This is a genomic window from Kitasatospora cinereorecta, assembly GCF_024172095.1.
Taxonomy (GTDB): Bacteria; Actinomycetota; Actinomycetes; order Streptomycetales; family Streptomycetaceae; genus Kitasatospora; species Kitasatospora cinereorecta.
This window is the reverse complement of sequence record NZ_JAMZDX010000009.1, coordinates 146,128-160,338: the sequence shown is the minus strand read 5'-3', so window position 1 is coordinate 160,338 and position 14,211 is coordinate 146,128. Positions and strand designations below refer to the sequence as shown.

Sequence of the window (14,211 nt, the reverse complement as noted above, 5' to 3'; positions counted from 1 at the left end):
GGGTGGTTCCCGGCCGCGGGGGTGGCCGCCGGCGGCGCGCGGTGTGCGCGCGGCGCCGGCGGGTGGGACCGGCCGTTCGGACCGGTCGTCAGTGGTCGCCGTCGAGTGGCGAGGTATCGCCGTCGTCCGGCGGGGTGTCGCCGGCGCGCGGCTCGGGCCGCGGCGGCACGGTGTCCGGCCAGAACGGCAGAGCGGGGGCTCCGTCGTGCACCGCCGCGAGGGCGGCCAGCACGCCGGCCGTGCCGGTGGCCAGGTCCATGGACAGGCGGAGCAGTTGCTCGCCGGGGAAGGCGGGCAGGCCGCGGTACGGGATGACGTGCCAGGCGAGGCGCCGGATGTGGCGGCGGATCACCTCGGCGTGCTCCCGGCCGTCGCCCTGCACCAGGGCGAGCAGCGCGATCAGTCCTGCGCGTCCGTTGAACAGGCCGGACTGGACGATGAACTCGGGCTCCGCGGCGGCCCGGATCGGCGCCGGCCGATCGGCGAGCGGGGAGTCCGGCCGGTGTCGCAGGTAGGCGTGGAGGGCGACGGCGATCCCGGCGCTCCCGGTCTCCAGGTACGGCAGGACCCGGGTGCCGTCGTCCACCTGGAGGGTGCCGTCCTCGGCGGTCACGCAGCGGGACAGGTCACGCTCCAGGGCGGTGCCGGCCAGGTCGAGCAGGGCGGTGTCGCCGGTCGCCCGGTGCAGCCGCAGCAGGAGCAGCGCGGTGCCGGTGGCACCGTGCAGGAGTCCGGCGCGGGAGCCGGGGGGTGCGGTGGCGGCGTCGGGCCGGGTGAGGCCGAGCTTGTCCACAGCGCGTTCGGCGGTGTCGAGCGCGGCGTCGCGCAGGGCGCGGTCGCCGGTCCGCTCGGCGAAGTGCAGCTGGGTCAGGCCGATCCCGGCGAGGCCGCCGGAGAGGTCGGGGCCGGGCGCGTCGGGGTCGTCCTTGCGCAGCCGCTCCAGCAGGTCGAGTGCGGGCTGCCGGCGGCCGAGCATGTCGAGGACGTACGCGACGCCGTGGGCGCCGATGAACAGTCCTGGTCGGCACGGTTCGCGGGTGACGGCCTCCTCCAGCCATCGGACGTGTTCCGGGTCGACGCCGGCGCCGCTGCTGTGCAGGGCCCAGAGCACGCCGGCCGCGCCGTAGGACAGGCCCAGTCCGTCGTGGGTGAACTGGCCCGGGTCGCCGGGGAAGAGCCGGTCGGTGCGGTCCGGGGTGGCGCTCGCCGTGATGGCGGCGGCGAGTCCGTCCCGCAGGCGGGGCCACCGGGCCGGGTCGCCGTCGAGCAGGGCGTCGAGGTCGGCGGTCGGCTCGGAGCCGTCCGGCCTGTACGTGCGGGGCCTCGCGCCGGGTGGCCGCGCGCCCTGCGGCCTGATCCGGTGCGGCCGCTGCCTGCGCGCCTCGTCCGGGTTCTCCTCCGGCTCCGCCGGGTTCCCGTCCGGCTGCGCACCGGGCGCCGGCGGGATACCGGGCGGCAGGGCGAAGCGCGCACGGGCGGCGCGGGCGAGGGCGTCGGCCTTGCCGGGGCTGAGCGCGGTCAGGGGCAGCAGCGGCATGAACATCCACAGGCGCAGGGCGTCCAGCGCGTACTCGTCCACGGCGGGACCGGTGAGTCCGGCGGGTGCCGCGAAGCCGGCGGCGCCGAGTGCCGGACGCTTGAAGTCGTCGACGGGTGAGGCGAGTTCGAAGTCGATGAAGGTGACCCGTCCGTCCGGTCGGACGATCAGGTTGCGGGGGTGGAGGTCACCGAAGACGATGCCCCGCCGGTGGATGGCGCGCAGGCCGCGCTCCACCCCGGCCAGGATCTCCAGGGCCTTCTCCCGGTAGTCGGCGACCGTCTCCTCGTCCGGATCGGGGTGGACCAGCGGGTAGTTCCGGCCGAACCAGCGGTGCAGCGGCTCGCCGTCGACGTACTCCTGCACCAGGAAGTGGTGCTCCCAGGCGGTGAGGTGGCCGAGCGCCGCGGGCACCTCGGCCACGCCCTCCAGGCGGCGCAGGGTCGCGTACTCGCGGCCGAGCCGTTCAACGGCGTCCTCGCCCCGCTGGTCCAGGCCGGCGTACGGGCGGCCCTCCTTGAGCACCACCTGGTCGCCGCCCCCGGTCGGCCGGGCGAGGTAGATGCCGCCGCCGTTGGAGAAGTGCAGCGCCGACTCCACCGTGTAGGGGAAGGCGTCGACGCTGGCCTGCCCGGCGTCGGCGAGTGCCTGGCGGAGCACGGCCGGCACGGGCGCCCACTCCGGCACCTCGAAGACCGCGCGGCGCACGTCGGGGCGCAGCCGGCCGTCCGGTTCCCGGAAGGCGAGGACGAGTTCGCCGTCGTCGTCGCGGCACAGCAGCTCGACGAAGGCGCCGTACCGCAGGTACAGCGGCCCCTTGCGCCAGCGCAGGTCGCTCAGGATGTACGGGCCCGGGGCGCCGTCCAGGGCGGTGTCGAGCTCGTTCAGACATCGGGTCAGCTCGTCCTCGCCGACCGGGTAGAGCGTCAGGAACTTGCCGCTGGAACCGCGCGAGGCGTACTTCGCGTTCTGCGTCTGGACCAGCGCCGGGCTGCGCAGGAACTTGAACGCGATCCGGTGCTCGAAACAGTACGTCCGGACGGTGTCGAGAATCCGCGGCGCATTCTCCAGGGTCGCCGAGACGTGGATCTTCCAGCCCTGTTCCGGCAGGACGACGTCGCCGGGCTGGAAGCCCACCCACACCTCACGGACCGTGCGCACCCACCCGGGCGGCGCCGGCTCGCCGGCGGCCGGGAACTCCTCCCGCGCCGCCCAGCGGACGGGCGAGTCGTAGAAGAGCCGGTCGGCGTAGGAGTAGGCCTCGTAGCGCATGTCCATCGGAACCCTCCAGCGGGAGCGGAACGACAGGAGCCGGACGGTGCCCGCGGCGGGGCACTCACAGAAAAGGAATCCCGAGGAGAACGTTTCGCCACGGACGAACGCCGTTCCCTGCGGCCGAGAAAAAGTCTGCGGTGCACACTCGGGCTGCACAAGATCTGTCAAAATTCTTGGCCGAATATCCCACTTTGAAGGCCACCGCAGCCGTCCGCTGCAGCCTTCGACCGTAGGCAATCAGTCCAAACATTCCAATAAGTGCAGGAGCAATTCGAACACCGGCTGCCTCGCCCGGCTGAAGCGCAGGTGACAACGGCACGGTCCACTGGCGCGACCACCGCCGGTCGGGGCCGCCTCGGCCGGCGAAAGGCAGGAATTCCGCCCTCGACCACCCCGCGACGCGCGAATGTCACTCCACCGCCATCGACCCGCCGGCCACCGCACTGTCCGGATACCAACCGGCGCCCGCAGCGCGCACCCGAATGCACCTCGACCGCACCGCCCGGACACCCCCCGGCCGCCGTGCGCCCCTGCGCTCACCCTGCGCCGGGAATCATTCCATCGACCCACCGGAAAACGGGCCGACAGCAGGCCATGACAACGATTCGCACAGAAGAACGACCGCGAACCGATCCGTCGCAGCTCCGGGCCGTCACCCCGGCTGGCGGCCGACCGGCAGCGGCGTAGTGTCGGCCGGGAACCCAGATCGGCGAGGACAAGGTCGATGGACGCGAAACCCCGGCTCACCGACGCGCACCGCAGAGCGCTCGCCCGCATCCGCGAACGCGAGGACGCCGCCTTCCGGGCCCGGGTGCCGACCTCGCTCGCGATGACCGCCCGCGCGAGGAGCACCATGCCCGGCGGCGTGCCGACACCCTGGATGGCCGGCTTCTACCGCACCCCGGTGCTCTGGCTCGCGCACGGCAGCGGCCCCGTCTTCACGGACGTCGACGGCAACCGCTACCTCGACTTCAACCTCGGCGACATGTCGACCGCCCTCGGCTACGCCCATCCGCGGCTCACCGAGACGATCGCCGCGCAGGCCGCCCGCGGCGTCCAGCTCTTCCTCCCGTCGGAGCCCGCGACCGCGGTCTGCGAGCAGCTGCGGCTGCGCTTCACGCTGCCGCAGTGGCAGTTCACCCTCTCCGCGTCGACGGCCAACACCGAGGCCCTGCGCATCGCCCGGGTCGCCACCGGCCGCCAGGGCGTCCTGCTGTTCGCCGGGAAGTACCACGGCCAACTGCAGGAGACACTCTGGACCACCGATGGCGGAAGCGGCGACGAGAGTGCCGGCGCCGACGCCCTGGTTCCCGAGCAGACCGGTCTCGGCGCCCCGCCACCGGAGCTCGCGGTCGTCGCCTTCAACGACCTGGCCGCGGCGGAGCAGGTGCTCGACCGCCGCCGGTGCGCGGCCGTCCTCGTCGAAGGGGTGCTCACCAACTGCGGCACCGTCCTGCCCGAACCCGGCTTCCTGCCCGGCCTGCGCGAGGCCTGCACCCGCACCGGAACGCTGCTGGTGATGGACGAGACGCACACCCAGTTCGACCACTACGGCGGCGCGGTCGCCCACTACGACCTCTCGCCCGACCTGGTCACCGGCGGCAAGGGCATCGCCGGCGGCATCCCGATCGGCGCGTACGGGATGACCGACGCCCTCGCCGGACTCGTCGACGCCGCTCTCGCCGACGAACTCGGCGAGACCGTCGGACTCGCCCTCGGCGGCACCCTGTTCGCCAACGCCCTCTCCCTCGCCTGCGCCGACGTCGTCCTCACCGAACTGATGACACCCGCCGAACACGAACGCATCGGCCGCCTCGGCACACGCCTGTCCGACGGCATCGAGGCCGCCGCCCGCGCCCACGAACTCCCGTGGCGCGCCCACCGGTTCGGCGCTCGCTCCGGCTACTGCCTGCAACCGGAGCTCCCCCGCAACGCCCGTGAGGCCCACACCGGCATCGACCCCCTGTTCAGCGACACCCGCCGGGTCTACCTCGCCAACCGCGGAGTCTGGGACGCCATCTCCTCGGCCGGCCCGCACGCCGGCTTCGCCCACGACGAGGCGGACATCGACCTGTACCTGGGGCTGCTCGGCGCCTTCCTCGACGAGCTGTGCGACTCCTCCTGACGGGCACCCCGCGGCGGCGTGCGAGGCTGTCCGCATGGGACCCGACACCGACGAGCAGTGGCGGCGGTGGATCGCGCCGCTGCTGGCGATCCTCGCCGCCGACGAGGCGGACCACCGCGCCTGGGCCGACCACCACGGGGTGGGAGCCGCCGCCCTCGCCGACGACGCCGAGTTCGCCGCGCGCCTGGCCGAGGGCCTGGCGGACCGGGGGGTCCTCCCGCCGCAGGACGTACCGGACCTGCATGCCGTCGCCCGGCTGTGCCGGGCCCTGGACGGTGTCGACGCGCCCACCGCCGAGGCGGTCCGCGCCGAGGCCCGGATCCTGGCCCGCAGCATCCTCACGGCCCGCACCGGCACCTGGCACCACCCGCTGCCGCGCCGCGTCCTGCCCCAACGCGCCCACGGCTGACCACGCCCCCGATCCTCTGCGTCCCGCTACGCTGCCGAGCGCACTCTCCCTCTCCACGAACGGACCGAACCTCATGGACCTCGCCTTCGCCGGCCACGTCATCGAGTGGCGCGGGCCCTCCCCGTACTACTTCGTCCCGCTGCCCGAGGAGCAGTCCGCCGACATCAACGAGGTCGCCTCCCAGGCCACTTACGGCTGGGGCGTCATCCCGGTGGAGGCCCGGATCGGCGAGGTCGCCTTCGCCACCTCACTGTTCCCGAAGGACGGCGGCTACCTGCTCCCCCTCAAGAACGCCGTGCGCAGGCCGCTGGACCTCACGCCCGGCGACGAGGTGACCGTCGAGCTGACGGTCCGGCTCGACAGCCGGTAGCCGGCAACGGGAGCGGAAGCGGCCCGCCCGAGGTCAACGACCTTCGCGGGAGAGGAAGTTCTCACGGTCCAGCGCATGGACGGTGCACGGCCGGTCCAGCACGGTGTCCTCCCGCAGCGGCGTGAACCCGAGTCGGCGGGCGACCGCGGTGGACGCGGTGTTGCCGTGGTGGATCATGGCGGTGATCCGCTCCAGCCCCAGGGTGTCAAACCCCCAGGCCAGCACGGCACCCGCGGCCTCCGTCGCATACCCCCGGCCCCAGTGGGCGGTGGCGAACGTCCAGCCGGCCTCGGTCTCGCCGAACTGGTCCCACCAGTTCAGGCCGCAGCGCCCGATGGCCTCGCCGGAGTCGCGCAGCTCGACCGCGCACAGCCCGTGCCCGCGCTCCTCCCACTGCTGCTCGATGGCCCGCAGCCGGGCCTGCGCCTGCTCCCGGGTGTACGCGCCGACGAACCGGCTGACCGCGCTGTCCTCGTGGAGTCGGACCCACCAGTCGGCGTCCGCCGCGGTGAGCGGGCGCAGCCGAAGGCGCTCGGTGGTGATCACTTCTGTCGGTCCCCCTGTCCTGCGGGCGCCGAAGGTCCGGCGCGGGTCGGCCGCGCCGGACCCGAAACGATCATAGGACGGGTGCTCGACGGTCGGTCAGATCGCCTTCCCCCACAGGACCGAGAGGATCGCGTGGCCGGCCGGTCCCACCGAGAACCGGCCGGGCTCCCGGTCCACGGCCAGCCCCGCAAGGGCGGACTCCAGGCCGGCTACGCCCCATGCGGCATCCGTCCGGCCCTGCAACGGTGCCTCACCGACCGGCATCCGCCCTCGCCGGGCGTACGGCACCGCAGCCCGGACCTCACAGCCCGAGGCGCACCGGCTCGGCCGGAGCGCCGCCGGCGATCAGCGCGGCCAACGGTGTGGCGAGATCCCGCGGCGAGAACAGCTCGAGGCCGCGGTGGCCCGCGATCTCCGCCGGCCGCCACCAGCGCAGACCGCGCAGGTTCTCGGCGGCGAGCTGATCGTCCGTCATCGCACCGCGTGGGTGGAACGACGCGGTCCGGACGAGGAAGTAGTCGTTGACCACACCGTCGCAGCCCTCCGCGTGCCCGGCGGCCACGACCTCCTGGTGCCACACCTGCGGCGGGTCGCCCTCGAGCGTCAGGCCGACCTCCTCGTGCAACTCCCCCTGCAACGCGCCGAGCAGCGTCTCCCCGCGCTCGACACCACCACCGGGCGCCGCCCACACCGTGATGGCACCGGTCGGCTTCGGAATGACCAGCCTGCAGAGCAGGATGCGGTTCTCCTCGTCCAGGACGACCGCACGAACCGCGTGCCGAAGCTTCACCGTGGGCATGCGCCCACGCTACGTGGCTGCCCGGGGGCCTCAAACCTCAGGGTCGAGGGTCGGCCGAAATCAGTCGTTCGGTGTGCGGTTCATGCCCGACTGATCGGGGGCCGGCAGGGACGGGCCGGCGGAGGTGGGAGCGGGCGGCGGCGAGGTGGAGGGCGGAGCGGCGCAGGTGGTGGGTGACGACCGGCAGGAGGGTGCCACGGAGGCGGTCGGCGGTGCGCAGGTCGGCGGCGGCCGCCGCCAGCAACTCGCCGACCTGCCGGACGGGGTGGCCCCGGTCGCTGGCACGGTACTCGCGGGCGAGGGCCCGGGCGGCGCGGGCGAGTTCGCCGGCGCCGGGGTCTTCGAGGAGTTCCGCACCGAAGTACGCCAGCGCCTCGGCCAGCTCGATCAGCAGCGCATCCCTGCGCCTGCCCCACCAGTCGCTCACGCGCTGATCATGCACCACTACGCGGCGTGGCAGGTCGGGAACAAGCCACCGGCCCGCCCGGGGTCGCCCGGGCGGGTCGCGGCGGCGGGTCGGGGCCGCAGATCGGGGCGGCGGGTCAGCGCTTGGCGATGGTCACGTTGCGGATGTTGACGGGCAGGGTGGGGAATCCGTCGCCCGGGTTGTTCTGGTCGTCCTCGCCGCCGGCGGCGATCTTCTGCAGGACGTCGAGTCCGGCGGTGACCTGGCCGAACGGCGTGTAGGCGGGCGAGAGCTTGGTGTCCTTCCAGACGAAGAAGAACTGGCTGCCGTTGGTGTTCGGTCCGGCGTTGGCCATGGCGACCGTACCGGCGGGGTAGGTCGCGCCGTCGAGGTTCTCGTCGGGGAAGGAGTAGCCGGGCCCGCCGCTGCCGGTGCCGGTGGGGTCGCCGCACTGCAGGACGTAGAGCCGCTGGGTGGTGAGCCGGTGGCAGTGGCTGCGGTCGAAGTAGTCGTGCTCGGCCAGGAACCGGAAGGAGAAGGTGGTGCAGGGGGCCTTGTCGGTGAGCGCCTTGAAGGTGATCGAGCCCTGACTGGTCCGCAGTGTCGCGCTGTACGGCTTCGCGGCCTTCTTGGCGTCGAACACCGGGATGCCCTTGAAGTTGTCGGCCGGTACCGCCGGGGTGTACGTACAGGCGGCGGTGGTGGTCGCCGGGCCGCCGGCAGCGGCGGCCGGCTGGGCGACCGCGACGGTGCTGGACAGGGCCAGCGGCAGGGTGGTCAGGGCGGTGAGCAGGGCCCAGGTCTTGCGGTTCACGTGGCTGCCTTCCGGGGTGGAGTTGGCGCGGACCCGTCATACATGCCCGCGCGAACCGCCCCCATGCACCACACCGGTGCCGACCGTACCCACCCGGCCCTGCGCCACCACCGACGGGCGGCCGTCAGCGGCTGTCGCCCGTCCAGTCCCAGCGGCGCGGATCGGCGGGTCGCGGCGTGTAGTGGGCATGGCCGCCCGGGCCGTAGCGGCCGATCTCCGTCCACAGCGCCGCGCCGTCGCGCAGTTCGTCGGCGCCCCGCCCGGTCACGTCCAGGAGCAGGCCGTCGAGCGGCCCGCCGCACAGCTCCCGGTACGCGCGGCCGGGCTTCGGGCCGGGGTCGGGGTCGTCGTGGTCGGCTCCGTAGACCCGGCCGCGCATCAGCGCTTCCTCGTCCATGCCGGCCACCTTCGCACCCGCCACCGACAGTCCCCGGTACCAGTGAACGCGGGGCGCCGCGCGTACGTATCGAAGGATGGGGGCGCGGGGCCGTCCGGCCTCGTGCAGGCGTTCCACCGAGGGAACAGATGCTGCGCAGCGTGGCAACGGGACTCCTCGCCGGCCTGCTGTGTCTCGGCGGCGCGGCGGTGGCCACGGCCGCCGCCAACCCGAGCGGGACCGGGCCACCGAACCAGTCCTGCCAGAGCTTCGAGACTCCCGGCACTGGCGCGGGCGCGCCGGGCCACTCCGGCACCGCACCCGGCTCGGTGTTCAACGAGCCGGGCTTCGGGAGCACGAACGGCGGCACCGGCGGCGCGGCCTACAACCGCGCAGGGGCTCCGTCCCAGTACGACGTCGCCTGCTTCCAGGTCAGCCACCACTGACACCACCGGCCCGGGCCTGCGGGGCCCGGGCCACGACCCCAGGCCCGTTCAGGCGTGGAAGACCGGTGCGTCGGTGCCGGGCGCGGCCTCGTGCAGGATCAGGTCGGCCATGTACCGGAGCATCGGTTCGGCGAAGCGCTGCCAGGTGTTGTCCTCGCGCCAGCGCATGGTGAGGATCACCCGGTCCTGTCGCAGGGTCACCATGAACATCCGCTCGGCCGCGGTGTCGCGCACCGGCATCGGCTCCACGACGTCCAGTGGGGCGTCCCGGACGACGGCGGGCACTCCCTCGCCGCGCAGCGCGCTCTCCGGCATGAAGTTGTAGATCGCGCTCGCCACGGCGCTGGTCCGCAGGTCGCCGAGGATCTCGTCGGCGAGTGCGCCGGTCAGCCGCTGATCGGCGTTGGCGTAGCGCATGCCGCGCAGTTGTTCGCCCGCGGCCTCGGTCACCGCGTCGGCGAAGGCGCCCGCCGGCGGGACGTCCAGGACGACCGGCACGGCCACGACGGCGTTGCGCACCGAGCGCAGCGCGGCGGGCGTGAGCCGGTTGGCCGACAGCATCAGGACACCGACGGTCCCGACCTGCTCCGCGGCGCCGAGCGCGGTCGCGAATGCCGCGAGGTAGACCGCGGAGACCGGGACCTCCGTCCGGTCGGCGACGGCCTGGGCCGCCTTGGCCAGCCGGACGGAACTCAGCGTGCACCCCGGGAAGCGCAGCCCTTCCGCACCGCCCGCCGCTGCCCGCGCGGGCCGGTACTCACCGACCCCGCTCCGCAGCCGCTCGTACTGCTGCCGCCGGTGCGACAGCACGCGGCGCAGGTACGCCGCCCCGCCGCGCGAGGCGGACTCCCACAGCGCGAGGTCGATCGGTTGCTCCACCGGCCCGGCGGGCACCCACTCGGTGCCGGCGGCGGCCGCCGCGAGCGCCCCGGCGAGGTCGTCGTACAGCGCGAGCACGCCGAGGCCGTCGGCGGCGCAGTGGTCGACGACCATCGCCAGCCGCGTCACGCCGTCCGGCCCGTGGTCGGCCACCAGCTTCAGCGGCCACTCGCGGGAGAGCCGGAAGTTGGTCCGCCGCGCCGCCGTCACCGCGAGGTCCCAGCTCTCCGGGGCGACGGTGTCGAGGACCAGGTCGCAGCCGGGCTCGACCGCGTCCACGACCTGCCGCGCGTCCTCGCCGAGGCCGACGAGCCGGCTGCGCAGCTGCTCGTGCCGGGCCAGGACCTGGCGTACCGCCAGGCGCACGCGGTCGGGCGGCATCGGGGGGAAGTCCAGCCGGCGGAACATGTTGTCCTCGTGGCTGAACTCCCGGGCGTCGGGCTGCTCGGGCAGCCACTCCTGCTGGACCCACGTCAGCGGCCCGGTGCGTTCAGGCCGAAACGATCCGGCGGACACGTCGTCCTCCCCCTGTTGCCCGATGCTCTCCCGTTGTTCCGATCATCCGCATGCTCCCGGCAGCGGGCATGCGCGCAACAGGCAGCCGACCGGCAACATCGCCCCCCGCGGTTGCCGGTCGGCTGCCTCCGCAGCGGCCGGCCGGCCTATTCGGGCTGCTCCGGGGTGGTGGCGGCGATCACCGCGAAGCCGCCGCCCTGCGGGTCCGCGAGGACGGCCATCCGGCCTGCGGCCATGTCGAACGCCGGGACCAGGAGCGAGCCGCCCGCGCGAACGGCGGCGTCCTGGATGCTGTCGACGTCGTCCACGCCGAAGTACGGCAGCCAGTGCGGGGGCACCCCCGGCGGGAGCGCGGCCAGGTCCATCATCCCGGCGACGGCCCGGCCGCCGACCCGGAACTCGATGTACCCCTCGGCACCGGGGAGCTGCGCGGCCGCGGTCTCCAGCGGCAGGACGGCGCTGTAGAACGTGGCCGCCGCGGCGGTGTCGCCGGTGTTGAGCTCGTTCCAGATCAGCGCGCCGTGCTCGTTGACGATGCCGGCGCCGTCGAAGGTCCCGGCCTGCCACAGGCCGACGGCCGCGCCGGTCGAGTCGGTGATCACGGCCATCCGGCCGAGGTCCATCACGTCCATCGGGCCGGCCAGCACCGACCCGCCGGCGTCGCCGACCGCCTTCATCGCGGCGTCGATGGCGTCGGTGGCCAGGTACGTCGTCCAGACGGTGGGCGGCATCGGGTCGGGAATGGTGCCGTCCGGGTTCATCGCCTTCATGATCCCGGCGACGGGCTTGCCCTTGAGCGTGCACACCGCGTACCCGCCGGTCTCCGGCGGGCCGACCTCGCCCTGCCAGCCGAAGAGGTCGCAGTAGAAGTCAATCGCGGCCTGCTGGTCGGGCACCATCAGGTCGAGCCAGCAGGGGGTGCCGGGCTTGTAGGGGCCGTTCTTGTCGGGCACGGGAGCCTCCGGTGGGTACCGCGGGGGGGACGGACGGACCACCCGTACCCGGCTGACCAGGCCCCAAGCGGCCCGAACGGGTGAACGCCCCCCACCCGGCCCACCGCACGGGACCTCTGCTCCGCCCGCCACCGCCCGGGTCAGGTCCACTGCTCGGCGGGCTTCACCCCCGGCACCGGCTTGCCGATCAGGGCGAGCGGGACGAAGAAGTTCACCTGCCCGATCGCGATCGTCAGCGTGGCCAGGGCCTTCGGGTCGTAGTGCTCGGCGGCGCGGGCGTAGAGCTCGTCGGTGACGCGCTCGGTCCCCGCGGGCGGCACGGTGAGCACGGCCTCGACCAGGGCGAGCGCGACCCGCTCCGCCTCGGTGAAGTACGGGGCGCCGGCCCAGGTCGCCACGGCGCCGATCCGCTCCTCCGACTCCCCGGCCTTGCGCAGCAGGCCCGTCTGCAGCGCGGTCAGGTAGGTCGAGCCGACGATCTGGCCGGCGCGCAGCTGGATCAGGCCAATCGTGGTGCGCGGCACGGAGCGGTTCCCGGTGGCGCGGTACAGCCAGCCGGACAGCTCCTCCAGCTCGGGAACGAGCGCGACCGGGTCGGACATCCGCGACCGCACCTGCTGCGCGGTAGGGGCGGTGGGGGCGCTCGGGGTGGTGGAAGCGTTCATGGGATCGACTCCTCGTGCTCTCCGGACGGCTCGCTGCCGTCGCCTTCACTGCCCCGACGGATCGCGCCGTGCGGATGTGACAGCCGAGGTGTCGCCGGCCAACCGCCTTTGCTGCCCGCCTTCTTGCGCTCGGCCGCCGGATCCGGTCAAAGCAAGGTCAGCTCGACCGTTCGAGTGGGAGACTCGGCCGGAACGTGACGACCCAAGGAGTACAACGCATGGCAGAAGGTGCCGTCGACGGACCCGGTCCGGGGCAGCGGGTCCTCGACCTCCTCGACAAGGCGATCGAGCTGCAGAGCCCGCTGGTGCGCAATAACATCGCCCGGGCCCGCCAGCGGAACCCGGAGGCCACACCGGCCGAGGTGGTCCGCAATCTGGAGCGGATGTACGTCAGCGCCCTGACCGGGACGGGTGCCGCCGTCGGCGGGGCCGCCGCCGCGCCGGGCGTCGGTACGGGAGTGGCGTTGGCCCTGTCGGCCGGCGAGGCCCTCTCGTCGCTCGAGCTGAGCGCGCTCTTCGCGCTCTCGATCGCCGAGGTCCACGGGGTCCCGATCGACGAGCTCGAGCGGCGCCGGACGATCGTGATGGGGGTGATGCTCGGCGGCAGCGGCTCCGGCACCATCACCAAGATCGCCGAGCGTACGGGCCAGCATTGGGGACGTCAGGTCGTCGCCAAGGTGCCGCTCGAGACCTTGCGTCAGATCAACAAGATCCTCGGGAGGAACTTCGTCACGAAGTACGGGACCAAGCAGGGCATCATCGTTCTCGGCCGGGTGGCACCGTTCGGCATCGGCGCCGTGATCGGTGGTGGCGCCAACGCTGCCGTCGCCACGCTGAGCGTGCGGGCCGCACGTCGCGCATTCGGCCCGGCCCCGGCCTCATGGTCGTCGCCGATGCCGATGCCGACGCCGCCCGAGCCGACGGCGACGCCCCGACCCGGCGGAGTTCCGGCCTCCCGACTCGCACTCGACGAGTACGCACCCGGCGACTACGCATCCGACGACTACGCCCCCGAGGCGCAGGTCGAGTCGTGATCGACGGCCCACCGGCCCGGGCCTGCCGATCGGCGGGCCCGGGCCGGTGGGCCGCCGCAACGCCGTCAGGCCGGGCGCGCGGCGGCGGCGCGCAGGCGGCCGGCGGAGCGGGCCAGCAGGGCGGCCGCGAGGAGCGGGAGGGCGAGGCCGGCCGCCGCGACGGCGAGGACGAGGACCGGGCTCAGACCGGCGGGCGACAGGGCGAACGCGGCGGCGGGGACCACCACCAGCGGTGCCAGCAGGAGCCAGGTCGCCTGCTTCTTCTCTCCGCGGGTCCACTGCGGGGCGGTCCAGATGCGGCGCAGGGCGACGACCGCGGCCGCCAGTCCCAGCAGCGGCCCGACGGCGGGGACCACGAACAGCGGCAGGGCGAGCGCCACGAGGGCGACGGTGACGGCGGTGCGGCCGGGGCTCTGCGGTTCGGGCTGCGGGCGGCCCTCCTCGGCGAGGGCGGCGGCGATGTCCTGCGGGCGGCCGAGCTGTTCCAGGACGGTGCGGATCGCGGCGGCGTCGATGTCGTCGGCGGCGTCGGCGGTGCCGCGATCGGCGAGGGTGGCCTCGATGTGCTCGCCGAGGTCGGCGAGGAGTTCGCGGCGGCGTTCGTCGGTCTGGTCGGCGGTGAGCCGGCGGACCTCGTCGAGGTAGGCGCCGACCAGCGGGTGCTCAAGGGGCGTGTTCACGGGTTCTCTCCCGGGTCGAGGACGTGGTCGACGGTTTCGCGGAAGGCCGGCCAGAGCACGGCGAACTCCTGCAGTGCGGCGCGACCGGCATCGGTGAGGGTGTAGTAGCGGCGCGACGGGCCGCTGGCCGAGTCGCGCAGGAAGGTGTCGGCGAGGCCGGCCCGGCGCAGCCGGGACAGCAGCGGGTAGATCGTCCCCTGACTGGTGGCCAGCGTCGGGAACCGGCCGAGTTCCTGCAGCAACTCGACGCCGTAGCGGGGACCGTCGCGCAGCAGTGCAAGGACGCAGTACTCCAGGACGCCCTTGCGCAGCTGGGTGGCGACGGCGCTGTCCGCCGCGTCGCCGCCGCCGGGGTTGGTCATGCCAGGTACCATGCACAGC

16 protein-coding genes are annotated in these 14,211 nt (G+C 73.8%); 5 read left to right on the top strand and 11 right to left on the bottom strand.

Features of this window, described 5'->3' with window-relative positions:
* Positions 1–88 precede the first annotated feature (88 nt).
* On the bottom strand, positions 89–2,815 hold the full coding sequence (gene lanKC / locus FHR36_RS37995) for a class III lanthionine synthetase LanKC (RefSeq protein ID WP_253804774.1): 2,727 nt from the start codon (positions 2,813–2,815) through the stop codon (positions 89–91).
* Between the two features lie 721 nt (positions 2,816–3,536).
* Between lanKC and FHR36_RS37990 the strand changes: the two genes are divergently transcribed.
* The 3 genes from FHR36_RS37990 to FHR36_RS37980 all read left to right on the top strand — a co-directional run bounded on the left by FHR36_RS37990 (position 3,537) and on the right by FHR36_RS37980 (position 5,716).
* Complete coding sequence (locus FHR36_RS37990; RefSeq protein WP_253804773.1) at positions 3,537–4,937, top strand: aminotransferase class III-fold pyridoxal phosphate-dependent enzyme; 1,401 nt, start codon at positions 3,537–3,539, stop codon at positions 4,935–4,937.
* 34 nt (positions 4,938–4,971) lie between these two features.
* Positions 4,972–5,346, top strand: a complete 375-nt coding sequence (locus tag FHR36_RS37985) for a hypothetical protein (protein ID WP_253804772.1) — start codon at positions 4,972–4,974, stop codon at positions 5,344–5,346.
* 73 nt (positions 5,347–5,419) lie between these two features.
* Positions 5,420–5,716 (top strand): DUF1905 domain-containing protein, encoded by a 297-nt coding sequence (locus FHR36_RS37980; RefSeq protein ID WP_253804770.1) that lies wholly within the window; start codon positions 5,420–5,422, stop codon positions 5,714–5,716.
* Between the two features lie 33 nt (positions 5,717–5,749).
* Here FHR36_RS37980 and FHR36_RS37975 read toward each other — a convergent pair whose 3' ends face one another.
* The 5 genes from FHR36_RS37975 to FHR36_RS37955 all read right to left on the bottom strand — a co-directional run bounded on the left by FHR36_RS37975 (position 5,750) and on the right by FHR36_RS37955 (position 8,678).
* Positions 5,750–6,262 carry a GNAT family N-acetyltransferase gene (locus FHR36_RS37975; RefSeq protein WP_253804768.1) on the bottom strand — a complete coding sequence of 171 codons (513 nt, stop codon included), beginning with the start codon at positions 6,260–6,262 and terminating at the stop codon, positions 5,750–5,752.
* A 301-nt stretch (positions 6,263–6,563) separates the two neighbouring features.
* On the bottom strand, positions 6,564–7,061 hold the full coding sequence (locus FHR36_RS37970) for an NUDIX domain-containing protein (protein ID WP_253804767.1): 498 nt from the start codon (positions 7,059–7,061) through the stop codon (positions 6,564–6,566).
* 37 nt (positions 7,062–7,098) lie between these two features.
* The gene (locus FHR36_RS37965; protein ID WP_253804766.1) at positions 7,099–7,488 is read right to left on the bottom strand and encodes a hypothetical protein; all 390 of its coding nucleotides are present in this window, start codon (positions 7,486–7,488) and stop codon (positions 7,099–7,101) included.
* A 115-nt stretch (positions 7,489–7,603) separates the two neighbouring features.
* Positions 7,604–8,281, bottom strand: a complete 678-nt coding sequence (locus FHR36_RS37960) for a peptidylprolyl isomerase (RefSeq protein WP_253804765.1) — start codon at positions 8,279–8,281, stop codon at positions 7,604–7,606.
* A 124-nt stretch (positions 8,282–8,405) separates the two neighbouring features.
* Positions 8,406–8,678, bottom strand: coding sequence for a hypothetical protein (locus tag FHR36_RS37955; RefSeq protein WP_253804764.1), 273 nt, complete (start codon positions 8,676–8,678; stop codon positions 8,406–8,408).
* Positions 8,679–8,818: 140 nt separating this feature from the next.
* On the opposite strand from FHR36_RS37955, the gene FHR36_RS37950 reads away from it, so the two are divergent.
* The gene (locus tag FHR36_RS37950) at positions 8,819–9,103 is read left to right on the top strand and encodes a hypothetical protein (protein ID WP_253804763.1); all 285 of its coding nucleotides are present in this window, start codon (positions 8,819–8,821) and stop codon (positions 9,101–9,103) included.
* 48 nt (positions 9,104–9,151) lie between these two features.
* Here the strand turns inward: FHR36_RS37950 and FHR36_RS37945 are convergent, their stop codons facing one another.
* The 3 genes from FHR36_RS37945 to FHR36_RS37935 all read right to left on the bottom strand — a co-directional run bounded on the left by FHR36_RS37945 (position 9,152) and on the right by FHR36_RS37935 (position 12,116).
* Positions 9,152–10,498: a condensation domain-containing protein gene (locus tag FHR36_RS37945; protein ID WP_253804762.1), complete on the bottom strand. Its 1,347-nt coding sequence runs from the start codon at positions 10,496–10,498 to the stop codon at positions 9,152–9,154.
* 146 nt (positions 10,499–10,644) lie between these two features.
* Complete coding sequence (locus tag FHR36_RS37940) at positions 10,645–11,451, bottom strand: VOC family protein (protein WP_380232599.1); 807 nt, start codon at positions 11,449–11,451, stop codon at positions 10,645–10,647.
* Positions 11,452–11,591: 140 nt separating this feature from the next.
* Positions 11,592–12,116 carry a carboxymuconolactone decarboxylase family protein gene (locus FHR36_RS37935; protein WP_253804761.1) on the bottom strand — a complete coding sequence of 175 codons (525 nt, stop codon included), beginning with the start codon at positions 12,114–12,116 and terminating at the stop codon, positions 11,592–11,594.
* 218 nt (positions 12,117–12,334) lie between these two features.
* Here FHR36_RS37935 and FHR36_RS37930 point away from each other — a divergent pair, with 218 nt between their 5' ends.
* Positions 12,335–13,150 (top strand): hypothetical protein, encoded by an 816-nt coding sequence (locus FHR36_RS37930; protein ID WP_253804760.1) that lies wholly within the window; start codon positions 12,335–12,337, stop codon positions 13,148–13,150.
* Between the two features lie 65 nt (positions 13,151–13,215).
* Here the strand turns inward: FHR36_RS37930 and FHR36_RS37925 are convergent, their stop codons facing one another.
* Both FHR36_RS37925 and FHR36_RS37920 read right to left on the bottom strand, forming a co-directional pair.
* Positions 13,216–13,830 (bottom strand): DUF1700 domain-containing protein, encoded by a 615-nt coding sequence (locus tag FHR36_RS37925; RefSeq protein WP_253804759.1) that lies wholly within the window; start codon positions 13,828–13,830, stop codon positions 13,216–13,218.
* Positions 13,827–14,192 (bottom strand): PadR family transcriptional regulator, encoded by a 366-nt coding sequence (locus FHR36_RS37920; RefSeq protein ID WP_253804758.1) that lies wholly within the window; start codon positions 14,190–14,192, stop codon positions 13,827–13,829. The genes FHR36_RS37925 and FHR36_RS37920 overlap by 4 nt, the downstream gene beginning before the upstream one ends.
* Positions 14,193–14,211 lie beyond the last annotated feature (19 nt).